The organism is Massilia sp. S19_KUP03_FR1 (genome assembly GCF_036688685.1).
Taxonomy (GTDB): domain Bacteria; phylum Pseudomonadota; class Gammaproteobacteria; order Burkholderiales; family Burkholderiaceae_D; genus JALYUM01.
Window position 1 is genome coordinate 301,235 of record NZ_JAQQPS010000002.1, and the last position, 25,322, is coordinate 326,556.

At 63.7% G+C, this 25,322-nt stretch carries 22 protein-coding genes and 1 tRNA gene; 13 read left to right on the forward strand and 10 right to left on the reverse strand.

Annotation, left to right across the window (positions count from 1 at the left end; all coding sequences use genetic code 11):
- Positions 1 to 27: 27 nt before the first annotated feature.
- The gene (locus V6M87_RS03070) at positions 28 to 1,599 is read right to left on the reverse strand and encodes a retropepsin-like aspartic protease (RefSeq protein WP_332848254.1); all 1,572 of its coding nucleotides are present in this window, start codon (positions 1,597 to 1,599) and stop codon (positions 28 to 30) included.
- Between the two features lie 195 nt (positions 1,600 to 1,794).
- On the opposite strand from V6M87_RS03070, the gene V6M87_RS03075 reads away from it, so the two are divergent.
- The 3 genes from V6M87_RS03075 to V6M87_RS03085 all read left to right on the forward strand — a co-directional run bounded on the left by V6M87_RS03075 (position 1,795) and on the right by V6M87_RS03085 (position 4,166).
- Complete coding sequence (locus V6M87_RS03075; protein ID WP_332848255.1) at positions 1,795 to 2,586, forward strand: hypothetical protein; 792 nt, start codon at positions 1,795 to 1,797, stop codon at positions 2,584 to 2,586.
- 2 nt (positions 2,587 to 2,588) lie between these two features.
- Positions 2,589 to 3,197 (forward strand): RES family NAD+ phosphorylase, encoded by a 609-nt coding sequence (locus V6M87_RS03080; protein ID WP_332848256.1) that lies wholly within the window; start codon positions 2,589 to 2,591, stop codon positions 3,195 to 3,197.
- 204 nt (positions 3,198 to 3,401) lie between these two features.
- On the forward strand, positions 3,402 to 4,166 hold the full coding sequence (locus V6M87_RS03085) for a rhomboid family intramembrane serine protease (protein WP_332848257.1): 765 nt from the start codon (positions 3,402 to 3,404) through the stop codon (positions 4,164 to 4,166).
- Between the two features lie 145 nt (positions 4,167 to 4,311).
- Here V6M87_RS03085 and V6M87_RS03090 read toward each other — a convergent pair.
- A tRNA-Pro gene (locus V6M87_RS03090) sits at positions 4,312 to 4,388 on the reverse strand.
- Between the two features lie 109 nt (positions 4,389 to 4,497).
- A complete protein-coding gene (gene prsT, locus V6M87_RS03095) occupies positions 4,498 to 7,272 on the reverse strand; it encodes an XrtA/PEP-CTERM system TPR-repeat protein PrsT (RefSeq protein WP_332848258.1) in 2,775 nt (924 codons plus the stop codon).
- Between the two features lie 199 nt (positions 7,273 to 7,471).
- On the opposite strand from prsT, the gene V6M87_RS03100 reads away from it, so the two are divergent.
- Positions 7,472 to 8,248 (forward strand): hypothetical protein, encoded by a 777-nt coding sequence (locus V6M87_RS03100; protein WP_332848259.1) that lies wholly within the window; start codon positions 7,472 to 7,474, stop codon positions 8,246 to 8,248.
- A 75-nt stretch (positions 8,249 to 8,323) separates the two neighbouring features.
- Here V6M87_RS03100 and V6M87_RS03105 read toward each other — a convergent pair whose 3' ends face one another.
- Genes V6M87_RS03105 through V6M87_RS03115 form a run of 3 tightly spaced genes read right to left on the reverse strand, consistent with a single transcriptional unit; the run spans position 8,324 to position 13,383 of the window.
- Complete coding sequence (locus V6M87_RS03105; RefSeq protein ID WP_332848260.1) at positions 8,324 to 8,731, reverse strand: response regulator; 408 nt, start codon at positions 8,729 to 8,731, stop codon at positions 8,324 to 8,326.
- Entirely contained in the window at positions 8,728 to 9,738 is a 1,011-nt protein-coding gene (locus tag V6M87_RS03110) for a response regulator (protein ID WP_332848261.1), read from the reverse strand. Before V6M87_RS03110 ends, V6M87_RS03105 begins: the two co-directional genes overlap by 4 nt.
- An 18-nt stretch (positions 9,739 to 9,756) precedes the next feature.
- A complete protein-coding gene (locus V6M87_RS03115; protein WP_332848262.1) occupies positions 9,757 to 13,383 on the reverse strand; it encodes a response regulator in 3,627 nt (1,208 codons plus the stop codon).
- Positions 13,384 to 13,657: 274 nt separating this feature from the next.
- Here V6M87_RS03115 and V6M87_RS03120 point away from each other — a divergent pair, with 274 nt between their 5' ends.
- Positions 13,658 to 16,111, forward strand: coding sequence for a hybrid sensor histidine kinase/response regulator (locus V6M87_RS03120; protein ID WP_332848263.1), 2,454 nt, complete (start codon positions 13,658 to 13,660; stop codon positions 16,109 to 16,111).
- A complete protein-coding gene (locus V6M87_RS03125; protein WP_332848264.1) occupies positions 16,108 to 16,473 on the forward strand; it encodes a response regulator in 366 nt (121 codons plus the stop codon). The genes V6M87_RS03120 and V6M87_RS03125 overlap by 4 nt, the downstream gene beginning before the upstream one ends.
- Positions 16,474 to 16,494: 21 nt before the next feature.
- On the opposite strand, the gene V6M87_RS03130 is transcribed toward V6M87_RS03125, so the two are convergent.
- The 3 genes from V6M87_RS03130 to V6M87_RS03140 all read right to left on the reverse strand — a co-directional run bounded on the left by V6M87_RS03130 (position 16,495) and on the right by V6M87_RS03140 (position 18,600).
- Positions 16,495 to 17,097 (reverse strand): hypothetical protein, encoded by a 603-nt coding sequence (locus V6M87_RS03130; protein WP_332848265.1) that lies wholly within the window; start codon positions 17,095 to 17,097, stop codon positions 16,495 to 16,497.
- 38 nt (positions 17,098 to 17,135) lie between these two features.
- A complete protein-coding gene (locus tag V6M87_RS03135) occupies positions 17,136 to 18,137 on the reverse strand; it encodes a glycosyltransferase family 2 protein (RefSeq protein WP_332848266.1) in 1,002 nt (333 codons plus the stop codon).
- 172 nt (positions 18,138 to 18,309) lie between these two features.
- Positions 18,310 to 18,600 (reverse strand): hypothetical protein, encoded by a 291-nt coding sequence (locus tag V6M87_RS03140; protein ID WP_332848267.1) that lies wholly within the window; start codon positions 18,598 to 18,600, stop codon positions 18,310 to 18,312.
- Between the two features lie 376 nt (positions 18,601 to 18,976).
- On the opposite strand from V6M87_RS03140, the gene V6M87_RS03145 reads away from it, so the two are divergent.
- From V6M87_RS03145 to V6M87_RS03175, 7 genes are all read left to right on the forward strand, one after another.
- Positions 18,977 to 19,270 (forward strand): KGG domain-containing protein, encoded by a 294-nt coding sequence (locus tag V6M87_RS03145; protein ID WP_332848268.1) that lies wholly within the window; start codon positions 18,977 to 18,979, stop codon positions 19,268 to 19,270.
- Positions 19,271 to 19,436: 166 nt separating this feature from the next.
- Entirely contained in the window at positions 19,437 to 19,838 is a 402-nt protein-coding gene (locus tag V6M87_RS03150) for a hypothetical protein (RefSeq protein WP_332848269.1), read from the forward strand.
- A 70-nt stretch (positions 19,839 to 19,908) separates the two neighbouring features.
- Positions 19,909 to 21,030 carry a M14 family metallopeptidase gene (locus V6M87_RS03155; protein WP_332848270.1) on the forward strand — a complete coding sequence of 374 codons (1,122 nt, stop codon included), beginning with the start codon at positions 19,909 to 19,911 and terminating at the stop codon, positions 21,028 to 21,030.
- A 6-nt stretch (positions 21,031 to 21,036) separates the two neighbouring features.
- Complete coding sequence (locus V6M87_RS03160; protein ID WP_332848271.1) at positions 21,037 to 21,513, forward strand: CYTH domain-containing protein; 477 nt, start codon at positions 21,037 to 21,039, stop codon at positions 21,511 to 21,513.
- A complete protein-coding gene (locus tag V6M87_RS03165; protein WP_332848272.1) occupies positions 21,510 to 22,319 on the forward strand; it encodes a hypothetical protein in 810 nt (269 codons plus the stop codon). The genes V6M87_RS03160 and V6M87_RS03165 overlap by 4 nt, the downstream gene beginning before the upstream one ends.
- 120 nt (positions 22,320 to 22,439) lie before the next feature.
- Positions 22,440 to 23,633: an RNA-guided endonuclease InsQ/TnpB family protein gene (locus V6M87_RS03170; protein ID WP_332848273.1), complete on the forward strand. Its 1,194-nt coding sequence runs from the start codon at positions 22,440 to 22,442 to the stop codon at positions 23,631 to 23,633.
- 41 nt (positions 23,634 to 23,674) lie between these two features.
- Positions 23,675 to 23,998 (forward strand): hypothetical protein, encoded by a 324-nt coding sequence (locus tag V6M87_RS03175; protein WP_332848274.1) that lies wholly within the window; start codon positions 23,675 to 23,677, stop codon positions 23,996 to 23,998.
- Between the two features lie 37 nt (positions 23,999 to 24,035).
- Here V6M87_RS03175 and V6M87_RS03180 read toward each other — a convergent pair whose 3' ends face one another.
- A complete protein-coding gene (locus tag V6M87_RS03180; protein ID WP_332848275.1) occupies positions 24,036 to 25,301 on the reverse strand; it encodes a DUF2863 family protein in 1,266 nt (421 codons plus the stop codon).
- Between the last annotated feature and the right edge of the window lie 21 nt (positions 25,302 to 25,322).

Below are 25,322 nucleotides of genomic sequence, written 5' to 3' on the forward strand. Positions count from 1 at the left end.
GGTATCAGCCAATCGTCCAGGCCCGATTCAATCCGCTGCTTTATCGCAATTGGCGCCGCAAGGCGTCTGCGCGTTCTGCTCGAAATACATGCGGCTGCCCGGGTAATCGAGCACGATATCGAACCGGTGCAGCACGGCATACCCCAGGTTGCCGGCAAGGCCGGGCGCCGACAGCAAATCGCGGGTCTGGCGCGACAATTGCAACTGCGGGCCGCGCAGGCTGGCATTGCCGAACTCGAGCAATTTGGCCTGGGTGAGCAAAGCCTGCGCGCCGCCGCCGATGCCGCCGTAGTGGCTGACTTCACCGTTGGGATACGCCACGTCGAGGCCGGTCGCGCGTGCAAAAGCCGGGTTGACGGTCACGCCCGCGAAGTCACCCGTATCGAGGTTGAACCAGCCGGCATGGCCGTCGATGCGCGCCTCGACCCGGGGCACGTTGCCGACGAATTCCAGCGGGCGCGGCTGCGCCGGTCCGCGGTACACATAGCTCGCCGGATCGTAGAACGTGAGCTTGCGCGCGGCCCAGTCGATGCGCGTGACGGCCTGGCGCAGCCATTGGTAGCCCAGCAAGCCGTCCGCGCCTTCGTACCCGATGGGGAGGACAGCGAAAGTCTGGCCGGCCTGGGTCAGGCTGTCCAGGCTGGTGCGTGCAACGCTGGCCAGGGCGCCGGCGCTGGTGCTGTTCGACGTCCCTTGCACCGTCACCTTGCCCTGCACCTTGACGCCCAGGCGCGCTGCCGTTTCGGGCGTCATCACATTCAATGCGGCGCCGCTGTCGAGCATCATGCGGAACGGACCTTTGCCGTTGAGCATGGTGTGGACGCAGAGATGGGTCTGGTCGCCGCACTTGTCGAGGTCGACGGTGACGCCGTCCGGGTGGCCAGCCAGGCCCTCGATCGGGCGGTCCACCGGCTTGGTCCAAGCCTGCTCCGGCACCGCTGCGTTGAGCTCGACGCGTGACAGGCGCATCAAGAGCGTGCCGGTGGGTGAGGTGGTGCGTTCCTCGAATGCGATCTGGACGGCGCCCACCTGGCGGAAGTCGGCATAATCGACCATATTGCGCAGGCCCGGGCCGTAGGCCAGTCGCTCGATGCGGCGGGTCGCGTGATTGATCCAGAATTCAACGGGTTTGTGGGCCGGCGACGTGATGCGCACTACGCCGTAGCTGGCGCCGCCATGCTGGCGCTGGCCGGCCATGCTGAATATGCCCGGTCCGCAGCGCGCGTACCACTGACCCAGGCACTTGATGAAGGCCAGATCGGCTTCGGACGCTTGCTTGTAGTTGCTGATGCCGAACTGGCTTTCCCAATAGCGCTTGCCGTCCCAGCCGAAGCGCAGCGGCAGGCCATTCGGCGTGGCGATGGTGGCGGCGTAGCGGCCGCTTTGCAGGTCGGTCAGTTCACTGCCGGCGTCCGTCTCGCCGTTGTCGAGGATGTTGGTGTAGATACGGCGGGTGCTGGTTAGCTGGTCCCAGGCGGCGCCACCGGTGGCTTGTTTGGCCTGGGCGAGCAGGGCGCGGGCGGCGGCGGCGGTGTCGGCCTGGGCGCAGCTTGTGAACAGCGGCAGCGACAGAATGAAGAGGAGGGCGGAACGATGCATCAGTTTATTTGTGGCGGGTTTGGGGTGGCGGGCTCTGGAGAATGAGACGAAGTTGTCGTTGCAGTGAGTCGACGGGAAAAATTCTGCGTGGCACGGCAGCTATGGTAATCGACCCCAGCGCAAACCGTATTTCAGCGTGGCGACAGGCATGACATGCAAGACTCGGTTGACATGTGTGACATGCCTGCCTACACTGTGCTGGTTCACGAGGAGTTTGTAATGTCAGCAATTGCAAAAGAAAATCCAGGCGCGGCGCACGACGCAGGTGCCGAACTGTTCGATCAGCTCAGCGCATTGCTGGCCCGGCCCAGGGTGCGCTACCCTTCGGTCCTTGCCACGGAAGTGAAAAAGTCCGTGCTACGCTTTCACGCTGAGGGGTCCGCGGCTGAAGTGGCCGCCCTGCGCTTGATCGTGCAAGAGGTTGTGATCCAGATCGATCAGCTGGCGCCGCGTGACGAGAGTGGCACTGTGCCTGAGCAGTTTGCACCGGACCAACTGGCGCGCGCCGCGCACGAGGATGCGCTTGTCGACGCAACGCTGGCGGGTGCCTTGCATCGTGCCCCCCGAACCATGGCGACGCCGCATTCCATGCGCGTTGGAAGCAATGAACGCGCCAATGCCGTCCAAGCCGGCGCAGTGACGTTGAAGCAGCGTATCGAGCGCGGCGAGTTGATCGGTTCAGGCGCGCTGCAGCGGGCATTGGGCGTGCAGCGCCAAGCCATCAGTGCCGCCATGAAAGCAGGGCGGCTGTTCGCGTTTGTCGGTCCCTCCGGCGAGAATTATTATCCTGCCTTCTATGTCGACCCCGCGCTGGACCGGCGCGCCATTGAACAGGTGTCGAAAGCGCTGGGTGCATTGCCCGCCGCGTCCAAATACTATTTTTTCACTGAACAATTCACGGCGTTGCAGGACACACCTCTTGGCGCGTTGCGCAATGGCAGGTTGGCAGCTGTACTGGCCGCCGCGGCCAGCGTCGTGGGCCGTTAGGCATGGCAGGCACGCTTCCGCTGCGCTTGCCACCTGCTGACATCCATCGCCGGGTTCTGGACACGGTTCTGGTGCCACCCGAGGCCCTGATTCGGGTCTCGCGCTACACCACCGGCGAACCATTCTTCGGACGCACCGGCGCATGCCGGTTTGACGACGCGGCCCGGCGCTTCGGCACCTGCTACCTTGGGTTCGACCTGACCGTCGCCTTCGCTGAATCGGTGCTCCACAATAAAGAACCAGATGCCAGTGGTTTTTTCGTGCCCGGCGCCGAGATCGATGCGTGTTTTGCACTCAGCTTCATGGGAAGCGGTCTGAAGCTTGCGAAATTATATGGCGCTGCTTTGCTGCGACTCGGCGGCAACGGCGAACTCAGTGGTACCGGGGATTACACGCTGCCGCAGGCCTGGGCCAGCGCGTTGGTAGCGCATCCCGCCGGTATCGACGGTTTTATCTACATGTCACGTCGCGTCAACGATGCGCCCGCCGTCGTGCTGATCGAACGCGATGCGCAACAGCCACTTGCCATGCAGATGGCGCAGGATGTCGCGCTGTTCGACCATATCGATTATCTCGCCACGGTGGCAGCGCTGGGCGTCACGCTGATCTAGCTGGTTTAACTTTGCCGCAGTGCGTTGTCGGGCAGCCATCAAACCAGCCAAGGTCGCACCTTGCGATGGCGGACGCGCGCAGCCTGATGACTGACAAATGAAAATGCTGACGTTTGCAGGCCGTCTGCCCATATCATGTGTGCAGCAAGTCAGCCGCGGCGAATCGGCCGGCTGTCCCACCACTTTTGCAACACAAGGACCGTAATGAATTTGCAACGCCCGTTTTCCCGTTTGCCCCTTGTCTCCTTCATCCTCATTCTCGTCAACGTTCTGTTGTTTGTATTCGAACTGACGCGCGGCGTCAGTGCGCTCAAGCCGGCCACCGCCGACATGATCGGCTGGGGCGCCAACGTGGCGGCGCTGACCCTGAATGGCGATGGCTGGCGCCTGTTGAGCAGCATGTTCCTGCACATCGGCCTGATCCACATCGCTTTCAATATGTACATGCTGTTCGCGTTCGGGCCGCTCGTCGAAGACCGCTTCGGTAGCGCGCGCTTTATCCTGGTGTACTTTTTGTCGGGCCTGTTCGGCAGCCTGGTGAGTGCAGAATGGCATGCCTCCCAGAACCAGGTCGTGGTAGCGGCGGGCGCGTCGGGTGCGCTGATGGGGATATCCGGGGCGTATGTCGGCCACTGGCTGGTGGCCCGGGGACGCGAAGGGATGCAGGAGGAATTGAACATGCGGCCGCTGGCGCAGACGATTGGCCTGAATCTCGTGCTCGGCTTCATCAATCCGGGCGTGGACAATGCCTGTCACGTCGGTGGCTTGATCAGTGGCGTCGTGTTGGGGGGTGCGTTCGCGCTGGGTAGTTTCGAGCGCAGCAAGCTGAAACGTGTGGTGGCCAGTACGGTGATTTCGGTCCTAAGCCTGGGCGTCATTTACGCCGTGCTGCAGCGTCCGACGACGCCGGAAATGCAGTTGCTCGGCGACGAGATTCGGGACATGCAGGCGGCGCGGGCGCCGCAATAAACGAGGCCTTGGCGTACTTGTGGGCCGTACCGGAAACCGGCGCTGAGCGCGCTGACGTCGACGTCGAACCAGTGACACGGTAAGTGACCAGAAAGAAAAAAGAGCTAGCAGCTTGCGCCACTAACTCTTTGATTTCATAAAACTTTGGTCGGGGCGAGAAGATTCGAACTTCCGACCCCGTGCACCCCATGCACGTACGCTACCAGGCTGCGCTACGCCCCGACTGGGTGAAAATTATACCAGAGCGTTTGCACAACGTTGCTGGTTTTGCAGCGGTTTTTTTCGTGCCGGTTTCGGCCGGCGCCGTATGATCGAATAGCGAGCGCCAACTTCACTTCAATGCCAGCTGCAAGGCCCGTGCATCATCCGCTTGCGGAAACTTCATGTCGCCCTTTAGCAGCAGGTCGAGTTCCTTGCGCGCGCCATCGAGGTCGCCGGTTTTGTTCAGTCCCGCCGCCAGGTGGTAGCGGATATCCGGCGCGGTCGGCGCCATGGTGCTGGCCTTGCGCAAAGCCGCCACGCCGCGCGCAGCGTCGCCACGATCGACCAGGATCCAGCCCAGCGTGTCGAGAATCACCGGATTGTCCGGCGCCAGTTGCAACGCCGCCTCCGCGGTCTTCTGCGCGCGCGGATCGTTCAATTGTTGATAGGCCAGTGCCAGGTTGTTCAGCGCCGCAGCGTTGGCCGGGTCGCGCGCCAGCGTGGCCTCGATTTCCAGCGCCGCCTGTTTCGGCTGGCCATCGTTCATCAACAGGTCGGCCTTGTAGCGCCGCACCCGCACGTCGTCCGGCCGCTTCGCCAGCCAGGCGTCGATGCGGCGCCCCACGTCCGCGCGCTTGCCCACGCTGCGCTGCGCGTTGGCAGTCTTGATGAGCAGCTCGCTGGACGCGGTGATGCCGAGCGCTTTTTCAAACAGGGGCAAGGCCAGGGCCGCCTTGTTCTGACCCATCTGGATATCCGCTTCCAGCTGGTAGCCGGCCGACGCCTGCGGATGCTTGCGCTGCAGCCGGCCCGCTTCGATCAGGGCCAGGTCGGTCCAGCCCTTGCGCGCGTACAACTCGGCCAGCGCCAGTTGCGCGGCCGGAAAATCGGGCTGGATGGCAAGCGCCGTCTTGAGCGTGCCTTCGGCCGCGGCGGGGTTTTTCAGCAGCAGTTGCAAGGCGGCGATTTGCATCTGCACCTGCGCCGAGCGGGGCAGGGCGGCGGCGAGGGTGCTGTAGGTGGCCAGCGCGCCCGGCATGTCGCCGTTCGACAGCTGGCTCTTGCCCAGTAAATCGAGCAAATCCGGGTTGTCGGGGTGGGTCACCTGCAATTGGCGCGCCAGGGCCAGCGCCTTGTCGGACTGACGCGCCAGCAGGTACTGGGCGATCAGGTTGACGGCCGGGCCGATGGCGGCGGGATTGACGGCGTTGGCGCGTTCCAGCCAGGCAGTCGCGTCCGCCGTCTTGTTTTCACTGTTCGACAAGGTCGCCAGCGCCGTCATCGCGTCGATGCCAGGCTTGTTGCGTTCCAGGAACGCCATCAGCTCGGCGCGCGCCTGGGCCGGGCGCTTGTCGTCCAGTTCCAGCTGGGCCAGATTGGCGCAGGCCGGGAAGTAGGCAGGATCGATGGCCATGGCCTTGTGGAAGGCCGCGCGCGCGGGCACGACCTGGTTCCTGGCCATCAGCACGATGCCCTTCAGATCCTGTACGGCGGCGTTGCCGGGCTGCGCCTGTTCCAGCTGGAGCAGGGCGTCCCACGCTTTGTCGATGTGCTGCAAGCCAAGCTCGGTGCGCACAAGGGTGAGACCGGCTTGCTGCGATTTCTTGTCGAGCTGGGTGGCGAGCACGAGGTCCGTGACCGCCTGCGCCGCTTGCCCCTTGCCCAGTTTGCTCATCGCGAGCGAGGTGCGCAAATTGGCCGCCGTCGGGTTGATCGCGCTGGCTTGTTCGAAATAGTTGGACGCGCTGTTGAAGTCGCGCACCTGCATCGAGGTTTCGCCGGCCAGGGCCAGCAACTGCACATCCTGCTGCGGGTTTTTCAGGGCCGGGGCCAGAACCACCAGCGCGTCGGGGCTGTGGCCGTTGCGCATCAGGGTAGAGGCCAGCATTTTGCGCGCTTGCAGGTGAGTCGGGTTCGCTTCCAGGTAGTGGCGCAGGTAGTTCTCGGCCTGGTGCAAGGCGCCCAGGTTCAGGCTGACCGCGCCCGCCAGCAGCAAACTGGGCATGTGCTCCGGCGCCACCCGCAGCACTTTCAGGATGCTGTCGCGCGCTTCGTCGTTCTTGCCCTGCGAAAGGTCGAGCAGCGCCTGCGTGTAGGTCACCAGCACACTGCCCGGCGTGATGGCGCGGGCCGTGTCGAGGTCGTGCTGGGCGATTGCGAAGTGGCCTTGCGCAATTTCCATGTAGGCCTTTTCGACGTGGGCCGAACGGTGCCATGGCTGGATCGCGATGACCTTGTTGTAGGCCGCCTGGGCTTCGGCGTTGCGCCCCTGCGCGCGCATCAGGTCGCCGTCGAACAGCAGGCTCTCGATGTCTTTCGGGGCGGCGATCAGCGCGCGATCGGCAAAGCGGCGCGCAGCGGGCATGTCGCCCATCACGGACGCAGCGCGGCCCAACCCCACCAGTGCCGGCGCATAGCGCGGATTGGTCTCGAGCACGCTCTGGTACAGGGCGATGGCGTCGCCAGGCTTGCCGAGCGCCAGCATGGCGTCGCCGCGCAGCTTGACGACCTCGGCGTCCAGGCTGGTGCCGGAGCCATCGATAGCTTTCTGAAATTGTCCCTGTAACAACAGCGCGCGCATCAGAACCGGGCGGGTGGCGGCGAGCGGCATGGCGTGTGCCATCGCGAGCCGCACTTCCTTTTCGGCGCTGGGCGCGTCGCCAATCTCGAGATAGACCTGGGCCAGCTGGAAGCGGGTGGCGGCATCATCGTTCGACAGCGCGATGGCATCCTTCAAGGCCACCACTGCGGCGGGCAATTTGCCCTGCAATTGCAGTTGCGTCGCCTGGGTGCGCAACTCGCTCCCCGAGTGCGGGCCACAGGCGGCCAGCAAGCCGCCGAGCAGCGCGAACGATGCCAGGCTGACAACCCTGATGGCGATGCGGCGATGACATTTGGTATTCACTGAGCAATCCTGCAAGATAATTTCCGTATGACAATTTTGGGGCATCTTGCTGACTGAGGGAAACAGAATTGGCATCTAACTCTATAAATGACGTATTCAAACAACACCATTTTCGGGCCATGGGATATTTGAACCACAATAGTTTATTGCAGGAATTTTATATGCTATAAAGACAAGGCCCCCCATCCGGACCATTTACATGAAATCAATTCTCGCATCCCTGTTACTCGCCGCCAGCAGCTTGCTGACGGTGCCATTCGCCAGCGCGGGTAGCATCGGCGACAACTACATCGGCGCGGGGTTCAGCCCGGTCGACGTGATCGGCAAGAGCACCTACGATATCGCGGGCGCGACCATTGCCCGCATCGGCAGCGTGTTGACCATCACCATTGCGACCAACTTCGCCGGTCATGCGGGCATGGATTCAAACATCACTCCGGGCGGCATTGGCTACGGCGACCTGTTCCTGGCGCAGGCGTGGAATCCGGCCGGCACCGCTGCATCGAGCTACAGCGCTGACGATGCCGCCCACGGCACCAAGTGGAGCTACGGTTTTGCACTGGATAACAATTTCAGTAACACCGGCGGCACGTTCAAACTGATGCAGCTGAACGGCACCACCAACGCCAGCAATATCATCAATTCGAATGAAGTCATCAAATGCAACAACTGTGATTACCGCAAAGGCCAGGCCACCCTGGTCAATGATGTGACGTCAAAGACGGTAAAAGATACCGGCTTGCTGGGCAGCTGGTCCGTCACGGCGGACAAGTCGATCCAGTTCACCATCGACGTCACGTCGAGCGATTTGCTGAACTTCTCGTCGTTTGCCATGCACTGGGGCGAAACCTGCCAGAACGACGTGATCGAAGGCGTGGTGCGCATGGTGCCGATTCCGGGCACCTTGCCGCTGCTGGGCCTGGGCCTGATGGCGATGCTGGGCATCGCGCGCCGCAACAAGGCAGCGCAGCGCTGATCCTGCCTGGACAAAAAAAATGCGCCGGCTTGAACCGGCGCTTTTTTTTTGTGCGCCTGCTTGTTACTTGTTTTGTTATGCGCGGGCGTAATCCAGGTAGCGCTTGAGGAGCACATCGAGGGCGGCGATGGTCAGCGGTTTGGCGACGAACTCCTGCATTCCGGCCGCCAGGCAATCGGCCATGTCGTCCGGCTGGCCACCCACGCCGATGATCGGAATCGGCGTCAGGCCCAGTTTCTGTTCGTGCGCGCGCCACGCTTGCGTCGCTTCGCAACCATTCATGAAAGGCATGGCGCGGTCCATCAGGACCAGGTCGAATGGACGCTTGTGCAGGGCGTCCAGGGCGCTCACGCCGTCGTTGGCCGCTTCGAAGCGGCAGCCGGCGCGGCCCAGTTGCAGACTGAGCAGTTCGCGCATCAGTTCAACGTCGTCGACGACCAGTACGAGTGGCGCCAGGACTGCAGATGGGGTTTGGGTGGTCATTGTGCTGCTTCCTCAGGTGTGGCGTCGTTGTCGACATCCCACTGCGTTCTGATCTGCAGCAGGCGGGGCAAAATTTCATGGAATAGATCGACCAGCTTCGGCTCGAAATGGGTACCGCTGTTGGCGTCGATGTGGGCGCTGATGCGCTCGATGCTCCAGGCATCCTTGTAGGTGCGGCGCATCGACAGGGCGTCGAACACGTCGGCCAGCGCCACAATGCGCGCCGACTCGGGAATGGCAGTGCCGGCCAGGCCGTCCGGGTAACCCGAGCCGTCCCATTTTTCATGGTGGCGCAGCGACACTTCAGCGGCCAGCTGGAACACCGGGGCCTGGCTTTTGCCGAGGATGGCGGCGCCGATCGCAGGGTGGTTCCGCATCACCTCCCATTCCTGCGGCGTCAGGGGGCCGTCTTTGCGCAAAATCATTTGTGGCACGCCCAGCTTGCCTGTGTCGTGCATGGGGGCGGCCAGTTCCAGCTGGTGCGCGTCGTCTTCGTCCCAGCCGTAGGCCAGCGCCAGTTCGCGCGCAAAGGCGGCCATGCGCCAGATGTGGGCGCCGGTGTCGGTGTCGTTGTAGTGACCTGCATGGCCCAGCATCAGAATGGCTTCGCGGTAGCTTTCCTCCAGCGCCGTGGCCTGCACGCGCGACAGGTGGGCGGCCACGCGCGCGCGCACCAGTCGCGGCGACACCGGCTTGATCAGGTAATCGCTGCAGCCGGCTTCGAAACCGGCCGCCTCCCGGCCCTGGTCGCGGTAACCGGTGACGAAAATGACCTGCATCTCGTGGGTGAGGTCGAGGTCCTTGATGCGCCGGCACAGTGCGACCCCGTCGGTATCGGGCAGGCCGATGTCGAGCAGCACCATGGCGGGACGGTGCTTGATGACCGCGGCCTGCGTTTCGGCGCCATTGCGCGCAAACACCAGCTTGTACTGGCCCTGCAGCGCGTCGCGCATGATAGCCAGGTTGCTCGGTTCGTCATCGACGATGAGGATGGTCGGTGCTTTCATGGTTCGCTCGGTTCCGGGTCAGTCGCGGGTGGCGTCAAAGGGTTCAGGTAGCTGCAGGTGCAGGCGCTGCGCCAGCGCGTGCGTGGCGTGCTCGGCGCCGCGGAAATCGAACGCTTCGATCAGGGCGCCCAAGGCCCACACATCCGGACCCGGCAGTTCGATATTGAGTGCCTGCAGCACCGGCGCCGACGGGCCGGGGTTGTCCTGGTGTAGCGCTTCCAGCAATTGCAGCAGCAACGGGGCCACGCGCTCGGACAGCACCTGTGCCGACGGTCGGGCCACTGGCGTGGGCGCGACCGGATGCGGCAGCGGCGCGAGCTGGGCAATGTCGCCGAGTGCGGCCAGCAGCGCCTCTTCCAGGTTACTGCAAATGAGGCTGTCATGCGGCGTGCCAGCGCCCTCGCTGCCGTATCCGGCCAGCTGGCGCTCGGCCTCCATGGCCAGTTGCGCCACTTCCTGCAAGGCGACATTTGCGGCGGCGCCGGCCAGCTTGTGCGCCATGCTGGCCGCTCCCGCCAGGTCGCCGGCGGCCGCGCGTGCCTTTATTTCGCTGGCGCACGTCGCAAAGCTGGCGGCGAACTTGCGCAGGTACAGCTGATAGGTTTCCACGTCACCCCAGATGTCGATGCCGCGTTGCAGGTCGATCACCGTCAGCCGCGGCGCCGGCGTGGCCACTGCGCTGACGTGCGCCGCCGTTGCCACGCCGGTGGCGCCGGCGCGACCCGTCAGTTGCAAGATCAGGTCGATCGTCAGCGGAATATCGAAGGGCTTGGTGACAAAATGGGTCATCCCTGCCGCGCGCGCCGCTTCATGGTGCGATTTGAAGGCGCCCGCAGTCAGTGCCACGATCGGCAAATTGGCAAAGCGCGGCATGGCGCGCAGCTGGCGCGTCGCTTCGATGCCGTCCAGTACCGGCATCTGCACGTCCATCAACACCAGGTCAACCGTGTCAGGATGGGCCAGCAGCCAGGCGATGGCGCGCTGGCCGTCTTCGGCCAGGGCCACGCTGGCGCCCTTTTCCTGCAGGATACGCTGGGCCACGTCGCGGTTGATGTCGCTGTCGTCGACCACCAGAATGTGCAGGCCGGCCAGCTCGCAGCCGGCCGGCACGCGCGGCGTCACGTCGACGCCGGCGTTGGCGCGCTTGCGCCGCGCTGCCACGGCAGCGTTGTGCAGCGTCGAGGCGGTGACCGGCTTGGTCAGCAGGGCATCGATGACGCCGTCGACCTGTTCGCGCTTCAGGGCAGCGGCGGCAGCGGTGCAGGCCATGACGACGATCGGGCACTGGTCCGACGGTGCGATCTGACGCATGGCGCGGGCCACCGCAATGCAGTCGCTGCCGTTGCGTTCCCAGTCGAGCACGATCACTGCAGGCAGCTTGGCCGCGGCGTCGTTGCCGGTGCCGGCCCGGCGCGTCAGTTCCATCAGCGCTTCCTGGGGCGACTCGACAGCACAGACTTTCCAGCCCAGTGTGCGTCCGGTGGCGTCCAGGTTGGCCAGCGCGCCGCCATGGTTGCAGGCGACGATGGCGTCGAGCTGGACCATTTCGGCACTCGAAAAATCGGCGTCGGCAATGCTTTGCAGCGGTAGCGTGAACCAGAAGCTGCTGCCAACGCCGACCGTACTGGACAGGCCGATCTGGCCCCCCATCAATTCCACCATTTTTTTGCAGATGGTCAGCCCGAGGCCGGAGCCGCCGAAACGGCGCGTGGTGGAACTGTCGGCCTGGGTGAAGGGCGTGAACACCGCTTCCTGCAGCGACTGGACGATGCCAATGCCGGTATCGGTGACGCAGAAGCGCAGCGTGCGCGCGCCGTTGGCGGCGCGCCCATGCTGCACCGATAATTCGACGTGGCCCTGGATGGTGAATTTGATCGCGTTGCTGGTGAGGTTGACCAGCAATTGCTCCAGGCGCAGGGCGTCGCCCTTGATGCTCGAGACGCCCGGCGGCAGCGGGTGCACCAGCAGCTGCACCGGCTTCTCGCCCACCGCCACGCCCATGGTGGCGGCCACGCTGTCGATCACGTCCTGCAGGCGCAGCCAGGTGTGCTCGACGACCATGGCGCCGGCTTCGATTTTGGATACGTCCAGCACGTCGTTGATGATGCCCAGCAGCGAGCGGCCCGAGCTGCGGATCTTGACCAGCATGGCGCCGGCATCGTGGCCCAGCCCGGACTGTTCGAGCAGGTAGGCCAGGCCCAGGATGGCGTTGAGCGGGGTGCGGATCTCGTGGCTCATATTGGCCAGGAATTCGGCCTTGCTCTGGTTGGCGGCCTGGGCGGCATCGCGCGCTTCCAGCAAGAACGCTTCAGCGCGTTTTTGTGCCGAGATATCCTGCGCGAAAATCAGCGTGACCGGACCGTCGCGCAGCGCCACCCGGGTGGTCGCCTTGAACATCGGAATCAAGCTGCCGGTGTTGCCAATGCCCATTACTTCGAAGCGCAATTCGGTGGGCGAATCGGCATTGATCAGGCTGGCCTGCATCTTCAGGCCGTCGAGCGAGTCGGCGGCGATCAGTGCACTCCACGGCAGGCCGGCCAGTTCGTCGCTGTCGGTGTAGCCGTGCAGCACGTTGTAGCGCCGGTTGGTGTAGACAAAACGGCCCTGGCGCACGATGGCGATGGCCACCGGGGCTTCTTCGATCAGGGTACGGAAGCGCGCTTCGGACAGGCGCAGCGCATCGGCTTCGGCCTGTTCGACTTCATGGGCGGCGTTGTCGCGCAACCAGCGGCGCCGGCGCAATTGCAGCACGGCCAGCAGGGCGCAGCACAGAATCGTCAGCGCGGTCAGGAATAGCGCGAACATTTTGCCCTGGCGCAGCATTGGCGCGACCACCGCATGCGGATCGCGGCTGATGCCGATGAGCAGGTAATTGTCGCTGTGCGTGGTCAGGGGTGCCACCGTGCGCTGCACGCTGAGCGGCTTCAAGGGCTGGAACAGGAACGAAGCGGAAAACCGGGACTGCTGCGCCGCGCTGTCGTAGCCGGGTGTGGCCACGCTCACGAAGGTGGCGCCGCCGCTGTGGCCCATCCAGGCCTTGACGTCGGGCGCATACAGCACGCTGCGCATGCGCTCGCTGAAATACAGGGGATTGAGGATGCCGTTGATGGTGCCGTTGAACGCGCCGCTGGCGCCGGGAATGAGGCGCGAGGCGGTCACGATCACATCCTTGCGTATCGATACATACGGATGCGAGATATACAGCGTGTTCGCATCGGGCCGGGCCTTGGGCGCGGTGTAAAAGTAGCGGTCGGAAAAATCGCGCCCGATCAGGTCCAGCGGAAACCCTGCTATCACCACGCCGCGCGTATCGATCATGGTCGCGCCGCGCATGCCGGGCATGGCGTCGGTGATGGCGCGCAGGTGGCGCTGGATCGAGACCTGGTTGGCTGCGCCGAAATGGTCCGGATGGTCGCGCACCACGCCGACCAGGGCGCGGTCCATGGCGTCCAGATTGAGCGCCATGTCGCTGCCGACCACGTCGACCAGGGTGACCAGGCGCAGGCGTTCCGTGTCGAGCGCGCGTTGCGTCTCGACATTGTGTGACACGAATCCCGCAGCGCCGACGGCGACGAAGATCATGGCCAGCGCCACCCATTCGAGCTGCTGGCGGGTGGCCAAATTTTTGGACGTAAATAATGCCATGAGGTCACTCTAGACGGAATGCATAGGGCTGTCGACTGAATCATGTTTCTGAGAAACTACCAGTTACGTTTAATTTTGCTTGTTGGTTTTTTTGCGCCGGGCTGCGCGCACGCGTGCGGACCGTGCGCCATCGGCGTTGCTTGTGTGATGGTCGTTTAAAATTCGGAAAATCCAGCAAGCGCATGCTTATCCGCAACGCGATGTGTTATCTTCAGGCATCTTTCCCCTGGCGCATATGGCAATCACTACACGCTCAAGCCGCATCGCGACTGCCTTGGCGACATTTCTGTTGCTGGCCATGCTAGCCACGCTGTGTCTGGCGATCTGGTTTGCGCGCGACCAGGCCATCGACGAATGGCGCGGTCAACTCGATAACCTGGCGCTGGTGCTGGCCGAGCAGGGCGCGCAAGAGGTCAAGTCGGCCTACCTGGTGCTCGACAGCATTGCCGAGACGGTCGAGGCACAGGGTGTCACCAGTCGCGATGCACTGCGTGGCAAAATGGCGACACAAGGCCACTTCGACAGCATGCGCGACAAGATCCGCGGCTTGCCGCAAGTGGACGTGGCCACCATCGTGTCAGCCGACGGCGATGTGATCAATTTCACCCGATCCTATCCGGCCCCGCAGATCAACCTGGCCGACCGCGATTATTTCCGGGCGCACATGCGCGACCCGCAGCTGGGCGTGTACATCTCCGAACCGGTGCGCAACAAGGGCAATGGCCAGTGGACCTTTTATTTGAGTCGCAGGCTGAGCGGCCCCAACGGCGAATTCCTGGGACTGGCGCTGGTAGGGTTTTCAAGTACCTTCCTGTCCGCGTTTTACCGGAAAATCAATCTTGGCGCCGACGCCAGCGTGACCTTGTACCGGCGCGACTTCACGGTGCTGGCGCGCTGGCCGCACGTGGACCGCCTGATGGGGAAAATCAACCGCACCGGCTCGACCTTTCACATCGTCGAGACGCTGCAGCAGAACCACGGCGTGATGATGGTGACCTCGCCGCGCTTTGCGCAGGACGGCGACCAGGTCGTGCGCCTGGGCGCGGCGCGCCTGTTCGACGGCTATCCGCTGATCGTCAACGTCACCGTCACCGATGCGCGCTTCCTGGCCCAGTGGCGGCGCTTTTCCACCGTGCTGTCGCTGGTGGGCGGCTTATCGACCTGTGCGCTGCTGCTCATTTTTGCGGTACTCATTCGCCTGCTCAAGCGCCGCGAACAGGACATGGAAGCGACCCGGAAACTGAAGTCGGTGGCGGAAGCGGCCAGCCTGGCCAAGTCCGATTTCCTGGCCATGATCAGCCATGAAATCCGCACGCCGCTCACCTCCATCATCGGGTTTGCGGAAATCCTCGAACGCACCCAGCCGGGCCGGCCGGGCGGCAATACGGGCGCCATCATCCTGCGCAACGGTCAACATCTGTTGACCATCATTAACGATATTCTCGACATTTCGAAGATCGAGGCGGGCCGCCTGCCGCTTGAAGAATTGACCTTTTCGCCGTACGAACTGGCCGAGGGCGTGCATGCCTTGATGGCGGCCCAGGCGCTGGCCAAGGGCTTGCGCTTTGAACTGGCCGTCGCGTATCCGCTGCCGGCGCAGGTGGTGGCCGACCCCACGCGCTGGAAACAGATTCTGTTCAACCTGGCCAGCAACGCCATCAAGTTTACCGAGTTGGGCAGTGTGCAGCTGGCGCTGCACTACGACAACGCCACGGGGCGCCTGGTCAGCACCCTCACGGACACCGGCATCGGCATCGCGCCGGAGCACCAGGCCAATTTGTTCCAGCCGTTTTCGCAGGCCGACAGCAGCGTCGCGCGCAAGTATGGCGGCACCGGCCTGGGGCTGTACCTGGTCAGCCAGCTGGTCACCCGGATGGGCGGACAGGTCACGGTGGCCAGCCGTCCCGGGCACGGCTCGACGTTCACCGTGGCCATTCCGGCACCGCTGCCGGCGGCGCCCGCATGGCTGGAGCGGGCGCCGCCGGCCGCGCCGCCGGTGCGCAAAGCGCTGGAGCGCAACCCGTTCGCGCAGCGCTTGGCTGGCCACGTGTTGCTGGCCGAAGACGGCCCGGACAACCAGGTCCTGATCTGCACCTTTCTCGACGCCATGGGCCTTACCTACGAGATCGTGCAGGACGGTGGCGCCGCAGTGCAGGCTGCCCTGGCCGGTAATTTCGATCTGATCCTGATGGATATCCAAATGCCGGTGCTGGACGGCGTGCGCGCGACCTCGGTGCTGCGCGGCGCCGGCTACGCGCGCCCGATCGTGGCGCTGACCGCCAACGTCATGGCGGAGGATCTGGCGCGCTACGCCCGCGCCGGTTGCAACGGCACGGTGGGCAAACCCATCGAGGTCGCGCATTTTGTGCAGACAGTGGCGCGCATGCTGGGCAATGCCGAGGGGTTGAACGCGCCGATGTGCTTCGAGGAAATCGACGGTTATCCGGCAATCCAGGCGGCCTTCCAGGATGGCCTGGCGGCGCGCCTGCAGGAACTGGCCGACAACATCGAGCAGGAACGCTGGGACGAGGTAGCCACGCTGGCGCATAAATTAAGGGGCGCAGCCGGCGCCTTCGGTTTCCCGGGTGTCACGCAGGCAGCGGCGCAGGTGGAGGCGACGGCGCTGCGATCCGACCGCCCGGGCGTGCGGCGCGCATTCGCGCACTTGATGGCTTTGGATGAATTACGGCAAGTTAATCTGGCGGGAGCGAGCATATGGCAAGCATGAACAATATTCCGGTATTAATTGCCGACGACGAGAACCTGATGCGCGAGTTGCTGTCGTCGATACTGCGCAGCATGGGCTACCAGAACATTAAATTTGTTCCCGATGGCGCGCAGGCAGTCGAGGCGATCAATCAGGACGGCATTCAGATCGCGTTCCTGGATATCGACATGCCCGGCTTCACGGGGCTGGAAGTACTGGGGATTGTTAAAGATACGCGGCCGGATTGTTTTACCGTGATCGTCAGCGCGCATAGCGGGCTCGATAACGTGATGGCCGCGCTCGGCGCCGGCGCGCGCGGGTTCATCGTCAAGCCCTACAACGCGCAGAAGATTCATGATGTATTGCTGAAGTTCGGGAAGTAGGGCGCCGGCCGGCACGCCGCCTCAACTGCCGTCATCGAGTCGGACGATCGCCAGCGCCGCATCGACGATATCGCGGGCCTGGTACGCCGCCCGGCCAGCGCCGGCAGCAAGCCGCGCTTGCGGCGCAGGCCAGTGCTCGCCATCGCTTGCAAGCAGCAGTGTCCTGCAGCCGGCTTGCTGCCCGGCAGTGCAGTGCTGCGCGCCGCCCGCCAGCAGCCACGACGCCGCCAGGTCGATGCCGTGCTGCCGGGCCAGGCGCAACAGCGTGTCCGGCACGGGTGGGCACCCATCGCACGCCGCGCCGGCGCCGTGACTTCCGGCGTGGCAACTGGTGTAAAAACAGCAGGCGCCTGCCAGGTCGATGCGCTCGCGCGCCAGCAGATCGGCGATGCGCGCCAGCGGGATGGCGCTGGTCCGACGCCGGTCGCGCACGCATGGCGTCAGCACGACGATGCGATAGTCGAGCCGGTCGAGCAGCCGCAGCGCGGCGCCCGCGCCCGCGCGCAGGCCCGGCTGGCGGCCGTGCGTGGGCGCACTGTCGAGCAGCACGCTGGCCAGGTCGACGAACAGCGCCCTGGCCAGCAGCGCACTGGCGCCGTGGTGGCGCTCGAGGGGAGGGCTCATCGCGTGTTCATCTTGTAAGGGTCCTTTCGCAATCGGGCTCAGGCAAACCGCACGCGGTGGCGCAGCGCGCCCGACAAGCGCCAGAACACGGCCAGCGGCGGGATCAGTACCGAGGTGACGAGGATTTCGGCGACATGGCGCGCGCTGCGCGAGGTGCCGTGCAGGCGGCGCCGGCACAGGCCTGCTGTGAGCAGCAGCCAGGCCAGCACGCCGGTCGCGGCCAATAGCGGACTGCCGGCCAGGGTGGCGACGATGGCCAGCAACAGCACCGCGACGATGGCGTAATAATCCCAGGGTGGCCGGTCCTGGATTTTGGCGCGGTACATGGCCGGGTGTTTTTTGAACAGCAGGGCCTGGCCAACGCTGTGGCGTAGTTCGCTGACACTGGCGCCCCACGGCGGCGGCCGCAGAGGCTGGGTCACCTTCACCTGCTCGGCATGGGCGATCTGGGCCGGCCGGGCCAGCAGGCGGAAGTGCAGGTCGCTTTCGCTGCAATCGGCATCTTCGAAGCGTTCGTCGAAACCGCCTTCTGCTTCGAGCAGGCTGCGCCGGCTGAAGAAGTTGGTGCAGGCGAATTCGGCCGATTGTTTGCGCAGCGCCTGGCGCTGATACTCGGTGGGCGTGGCGGCCAGCGGCATGGTGATTTTGCCGCACACGGCATCCACCCCACTGGCAAACGCCGCCAGGCCTTGTTCCAGCCAGTCGGGGGCGGGGATGGCCGCGTCGTCGGTAAAAGCGATGATGGGCGCGCGCGCCACGCGCCAACCCCGGTTGCGCGCCGCGGCGTCGCCGTGCGGACCCGGGTTGGCCAGGTAGGTCAGGCGCGGTCCGCGGTCGAGCTGGCGCGCGCGCCAGCCCGATACGAGGTGCAGCGTGTTGTGGTCGGGATCGTCGTCGACGACGATGACTTCGAACCGTTCGGGCGCCAGCGTCTGGCGCGTCAGCGCATCGAGGCAGCTGTCGAGCTGGTCCAGGCGGCCCCAGGTGGGCACAACAACGGACAGGGCGATGTTGGCAGGGTCAATGGCGGCGGCGGGCATGGTGGGCCTCCATGGGCGAACGCGGGCAAGGCGCGGGAAATGATTCGACGCCGCGACACCGCCCCGGTTCCGGCGTCCCCGCGGCGCCTGAATCTGGATCAAGGATCTGTCATCCAGACGCAAAAAAGGCCAGCGCAAGCCGGCCTTCTGTGCGTGTCTGGCGAAGCTTAGCTTAGTCGGCCGTCATGTCGTCGCGTCGTCCCACATTGCTCTGGCGGGCCTGGCGCGCCCTTGCATCGCCCGGCGGCTGCGCGTTGGCGGTATTCGACAGCCCGGTGTCGTCGTCCATTTTCTGGTCGGCCGCCAGTTCGTTGGCGCCGCCGGGGCTGCGCGGATAGCCGCCGGCCGCGTCGTTCGAGTCATGCCCGACGCTGTGATCCGCCCCGGCAACATCCGGCTGGCCCTTGCGCTTGCTGACATTGTCCAGTTGCTGGTTGTTTTCGATGAGTTCTGCGTTGTTCATGTTGTGCCTCCAAGTGGGTCGATTCAACCATTTTGCGCGCAATAAACTGCACTTGGGATAGGAACGACGACCGGCACCCTGTAGGAGCCTGCCTCTCATCGAACCAGCGGCAAGGTTCTTTTCGCAAGGGCATTTTCTATCGCCTGTTGTCCTACAAAGTCATCTGATTCTGTCCTATACCCGCAATATGTAGGGCTGCCTAAGATGAATTGATCGCTCATCTACGTTGGCGGCGATCGATCCTGCCGCTTGCGCGGCGGTTCCCGGCTCCGGTGCGCAAGCAAAGGGGCTGACCATCTGCCGCAGAACGCGGCGATTTTTGCAGCGAACCGTGCAACAGCGTGTGCGGGACACTTGCAAATACAAGGAGAGCATCATGGCTAGCAATCAAGGCAACAAGCAAAATTCCGGCACCAAAAACCGTGGCTTCGCATCGATGGATCCGCAACGCCAGCGCGAAATCGCCAGCGAAGGCGGAAAAGCGGCGCACCAGAAGGGAACTGCCCATGAATTTACATCCGAAGAAGCGCGCCGCGCCGGCAGCATGAGCCACGGCAATCGCCAGTCGGCCGAGTCGTCTGCCGGCAGCAAGGCAAGCACATCTGCCACGCCGGCTGGTAACAAGCAAGGTGGGAGCCGCTCGACGGGGGGCGGGGCGAAGTCGGGTTGAGGCCTTCCCCGTGCAGGCGGGGATCCATCACCCATCGGGAAAAGTGGCAAGTCAGGCGTAACGATACTGCATGCATCAGCACAGAACAGGTGTGCTGTGGGCCCCCGCCTGCGCGGGGATTGCGGTAAAATCGTTGCGCCTTTTTAACTTACCGCAAGGAATCGTCGTGAAACAAGTGGTCATCCGTCAAGTCAAAAGCCTTTCCATGTCGTGCGACAAGATCGGTAACCTTCTGCTGGCGAAGTTTTCCTCGCAAGGCGCCTCGGACACCATGATCCAGATCCCGGCCAGTATCATCTTCTGGCTGCTGAAACATCTGCCGGTCAACCAGGATCCCACGCTCGTCGCGCCACCACCGGGGCCGCAGATTACCCAGGCCGACTGGGACAGCCGCGCCGTGCCGGTCGCGCAGCGGGTCGACGCCAAGGAATTTCGCGAAGCCATACGCCTGACGTTCATCCTCAATGCCAAGCAAGACCTGACCGTGGTGCTGAATCGCGCCAACGTCGAATTGCTGCGCCAAGTCATGATGCACTATCGAAACGACCTGATCGACCTGGACGCGTAACGCCCGGCTCTCACGTGACGCCTGCGGCGAACCCGCCCGGGCGACCCAGCACTTCCCAGAAGGATCCATCATGACCATCAAAATCAGCCAGCACTTCGACTCCGGCAGCATTCAAGTCGTGCAGGCGACCGATCCGCGCCAGATCGACCTGAACCTGCGCAGCGATTCGCACGCCGATATTCACCAGTGGTTCCATTTCCGTCTCCAGGGCGCGCGCGGCCAGGCTTGCACGATGCGCTTTCTGAACGCCGGACAGGCGACTTACGCCAAGGGCTTCGAAGGCTATCAGGTGGCAGCCAGCTACGACACCGAAAACTGGTTCCGCGTGGCGACCACGTTCGACGGCCAGGTCATGACGGTCACCCACACGCCCGAGCAGGACAGCGTGTACTACGCGTATTTCGAGCCATATTCGTGGGAGCGCCATCTGCGCCTGCTGGGCGAAGTGGCTGAAAATCCGCTGGCGCGCGTGCATGACATCGGCACCACCGTGGACGGTCGCGACATGAACCTGGTGGTCATCGGCGACCCCCAGGCGGCCAAAAAAATCTGGGTCATTGCACGCCAGCACCCAGGCGAGACGATGGCCGAATGGTTCGTCGAAGGCTTGATGGATGCGTTGCTCGACGACGCCAGCCCGGTGGCGCGCAAGCTGCTGCAAAAAGCCGTGTTTTATATCGTGCCGAACATGAACCCGGACGGCGCCGTGCGCGGCAACCTGCGCACGAATGCCGCCGGCGCCAACCTGAACCGCGAATGGATGACGCCGACAATCGAGCGCAGTCCTGAAGTGCTGTGCGTCAAAAACAAGATCCATGAAGTCGGCTGCGACATGTTTTTCGACATCCACGGGGATGAAGCGCTGCCGTACAACTTCGTGGCTGGCAACGAAATGCTGGCCGACTTCACGCCCGAGCGCGCCGCCCACCAGGCCGCCTTCATCGACCAGTACATCGCCGCCAGCCCGGACTTCCAGAAAGTGTATGGTTACGCCGCCAGCAAGTACCGTGAAGACATGCTGACGCTGGCCTCCAAATACATCGGCCACACCTTCAAATGCCTGGCGCTGACGCTGGAAATGCCGTTCAAGGACAATGCCGATTTGCCCGATCCTTACGTCGGCTGGAACGGCGCGCGCAGCGTCGCGCTGGGCGCGGCGATCCTGCAGCCAATCCTGCACTCGCTCGACTAGGCCGCCATGGGCGTCGAGATCGAGCGCAAGTTCCTGGTGACCGGTGACAACTGGCGCCAGCTCGGCGCCCCTGTTCTGCTGCGCCAGGGTTACCTCAGTACCGACCCGGCGCGCACCGTGCGCGTGCGCATCGAAGGCGAGCAGGGCGTGCTGACCATCAAGGGCAAGAACACGGGGGCCACGCGCGCCGAGTGGGAGTACCCGATCCCCCTGCTGGAGGCGGCCGAATTGCTCGATACCCTGTGCAGCGCGCCGCTGGTGGAAAAGTTCCGCACCCGCGTTAGCGTCGGCAAGCACGTCTGGGAAGTCGATGAATTCCTCGGCGCGAACCAGGGTTTGTTGGTGGCCGAGATCGAACTGGCGGCGGAGGATGAACCGTTCCTGCTGCCGGCGTGGGTCGGCCTCGAAGTCACGGGGGAGGCGCGCTACTACAACTCGAGCCTGATCAAACAACCGTTTTCCACCTGGCAACAGAACCCATGAAGCGCTGCCTGCTGGCCGTCTTGTTCACGGCCGGCACGGTGTCGGCCCAGTCTTCCTACTTTCCTCCAGCGGGCAGCTGGGCGCACAAACAGCCGGCGGAGCTGGGCCTCGACCCGGTCAAGCTGGGCGCCGCCATCGCCTGGGCGCAGGCGCACGAAACCGAACGCGCACTGGATTTTTCCGACCAGGAAAAAACCTTCGGCACGCGCCTCGGCTCGATGCCGACCCGGCGCGCGCACACCAATGGCATGGTGATCTACAAGGGTTTCGTGGTCGCCGAGTTTGGCGACACCAGCGCCGTCGACCCGACCTATTCGGTGGCGAAAAGCATCCTGGCGACCATCGCCGGGGTCGCCGTGCGCGACGGCCGCATCGCCAGTCTCATCGACCCGGTTGGCAAGAGTGTCGTCGATGGCGGCTACGCGGGGCCCAATGCGGGCATCACGTGGCAGCACCATTTGCAGCAGGAATCCGAGTGGCAGGGCAGTCTGTGGGGCAAGAATGCCGACTTTATCGGCGCCGCCGCGTTTGGCGCGGGCGAGCGCAAGCCACGCGCAGCGCTTGCGCCCGGCACCTTCTTTGAATACAACGACGTGCGCATCAACCGCTTTGCGCTGTCGCTGCTGCGCGTGTTCGACCAGCCCTTACCCGAGGTCTTCCAGGAAGAAGTGATGGGGCCGATCGGGGCCTCGTCGTCATGGAAATGGGTGCCGTACACGAACAGTTATGTCGACTTGCACGGCCGCCAGGCCGCCTCGGTCAGCGGCGGCACGCGCTGGGGTTTTAACAGTTTCTTCGGAACTTAATTGAACTTGGCTAGTCTTATCCGGATGAACAAGCCTGTACCGATCAGTACCGCAGCCAGGGTCATCGGCGCCTCGACCAGCACAGGCTGAAAGTGTCCGCTGCGCCTTCAAGGAGGCACAATGTTAGCCCACCGCATCCGGCTCAATCCGAACAATGTTCAGGCAACGTCTTTATCCAAAGCCGCCGGTGTTGCTCGCTTCGCCTATAACTGGGCGCTCAATGAGTGGAAACGGCAGTACGACGTTTGCCAAACAAACCCTGCGCTGCCAAAACCGAACGAGGCTGCACTGCGTCGCCAGCTCAATGCCATCAAGCGTAGCAGTTTTCCGTGGATGCTTGAGGTAACCAAGAACGCGCCGCAAATGGCCATCATGCAATTAGGCGACGCTTTCCAGAACTTCTTTGCGGGACGCAGCCGTTACCCGACTTTCCGCCAGAAAGGCCATGATGACCGATTTACGCTCACCAACGACCAGTTCAACATTGTCGGCAAGCGCATCCGCATTCCTAAACTGGGCTGGGTGCGTATGCGCGAGTCGTTGCGTTATGCGGGCCACATTGTCTCGGCGACGGTCGCGCGTCATGCAGGCCACTGGTACGCCAGCATTACTGTCGATACGCCTGACGAAACGTCCTTACCGCAAGCCGAAAACCAAGGTGCGGTTGGGGTGGACCTGGGCATTACGGCGCTGGCCACACTGTCGACCGGTGAGAAAGTTGTCGGGCCGAAGGCTTTGACAACGCTATTGAAGAAGCTGCGCCGCCTCGGACGCAGTCTGTCGCGGAAGGTCAAAGGCTCAAGCAACCGGGCCAAGGCAAGGCAGAAGCTGGAGCGGTTACATGCGCGCATCGCCCACCTGCGCAGCGACTGCCTGCACAAGCTGACAACAGAGCTGACGCGCCGTTTTCATACCATCGTCATCGAGGACCTGAACGTGAAAGGCATGTTGAAAAATCACCGCCTGGCGCGCGCCATCGCCGACATGGGCTTTCATGAATTGCGTCGCCAACTCACCTACAAAGCAGGGCGGCGCGGTGGTGAAGTCGTCGTCGCCGATCGCTGGTATCCAAGCAGCAAGCTGTGTTCAAACTGTGGGGACAAGCTCGAGAGGCTTGATCTGGGAGTCAGGCAGTGGCACTGCCCGGTGTGCCATGCGATGCATGACCGCGACATCAATGCGGCGATCAATTTGAGAAATCTGGCGGTAAGTTCTACCGCTGCGGCCTGTGGAGGGGACAGCTCTGGCCATGCGTGCAAACGCAAGGCGAAACCGGCCCCAGCGAAGCGGGAATCCAACGGCAAGAAAACTTAGCTTCGGCTAGGTTTGCGTGAGTTTGGAGGAACGGTGGCGGCATGTGGATCGATAGCTGGGATATGGCGCGCCTCGGCTACCTGTGGCTGCGCCAGGGTGCCTGGAAGGGCAGGCAGATCGTGCCGGCGCCCTACGTCAGCACTGCGCTCACGCCGAGCGCCAACGGGCCCGATTATGGCTATCTATGGTGGTTGAATACCAAGGGCAAGAATTTGCCCGGGATGCCGGCCACGGCCTATGCCGCGCTGGGGGCGGGCAGCAACAGCATCGTGGTCTCGCCCGAGCACGACCTGGTGGTCGTGTGGCGCTGGCACGCGGGCAATCCGGCCGAGTTTGTGAAGCGGGTGGCAGAGGCCATCAAGTAGTTTCAGCAGGCGCGCAACCTGCACGCCTACTTGCGCATCAATGGAAGTGCTCGGTCCCTTCCGGCGTATCTTCCGGCATCTCCGCATGCACCAGCTCGCCGCCCGGATCGGCGAACAGCGGCGCGCCGCAATCGTCGCAGTACTCGGCCACATAGCGCTCGCCGATTTTCTTGACGTGGTTGATGCCCACTTCCTTCAGGTGGCCGATGATTTCATCGACCGGCGTCACCAGCACCGGCTCGCTGCCCGGCGCACCCGGCTGCAGGCCGTTCATCGGCGTGCCGTCTTCGTCTTCCTGGCCATACAGCGGCCAGACGATGCCGTACACCACGTCGGCGGTCTGGCGCAGCGTGAAGCTGACGCGGTATTCGTCGACCTGGCCGTCCGCCGCTTCTTCACCAAACCCGGCAATCACGGCGCGCAGATCGGCCGCTTCCACGCCCAGCACATTGGTTAAATAGTGCACCGCGGCGCGGATCGAGACCGGGCGCACCAGCTTGTCGGCTTCGCGGCAGGCCACGTAATACGCTTCCGGCAGCAAGACTTCGATGCCGCAACCGGGCATCAGGCGCGCCAGCGTCGGGGTCGCCTGCGTGCGCCACTGCTCCAGCGCCTTGCTACGCTCGGCCACGAAATTCACATGGTGGGCTGGCTCTTGCCAGCGGAACATTGGCGCGCCCTGCGGCGCGATGATTACCGCCAGCAAATAGCGCGTGTCGGCCAGGAAGGGCGCCGTATCGGGCGCGCGCGCGGGCGCCTTGATGGCACTGCCCTTGTGCGCCGACTGGGCCAGCTTGTGGGTCATCGCATATGCTTCTGCATGCGTGCGCGGCAACTGGTCGATGGCGTACAGGGTGGGCGCGATCGCCAGGCGTGTGCCTTCGGCCAGCAGGTGGGCGGAGAAATGCGCCGACAGGGTCGTCATGATCTCGCCAGGGATGGGGCCGGACGCAATCGTGAAACGGGTCCAGGCCAGGATCGGCGCGGCGACCAGCAGGGCTTGCCAGGTCACTTCGACGCCGTCCTGCATCTCGACCATCGTCGACGATTCACTGATGGCTTCAACGCCATCCATCAGCACGTCGTAGGCCGCCAGGTCGTCCTTGAACAGCATGTTCAGCGAGGCATCGATGCTGTCCTGGTGGCTGGTTTTGAGCAGCTTTTGCAGGTGCGTGTCGAGGTGGCGTTCGAGGACGCGCTCTTCGACGCGGCTGGCAACCTGGACGATGGCTTGGGAGAGGCTGGCAAGGCGCAGGCTTTCTGCCGACAATTTTGGTGTGGAATCTTTAGATGGACGACGCATATCGCTTTGAAGTCTCGTTGT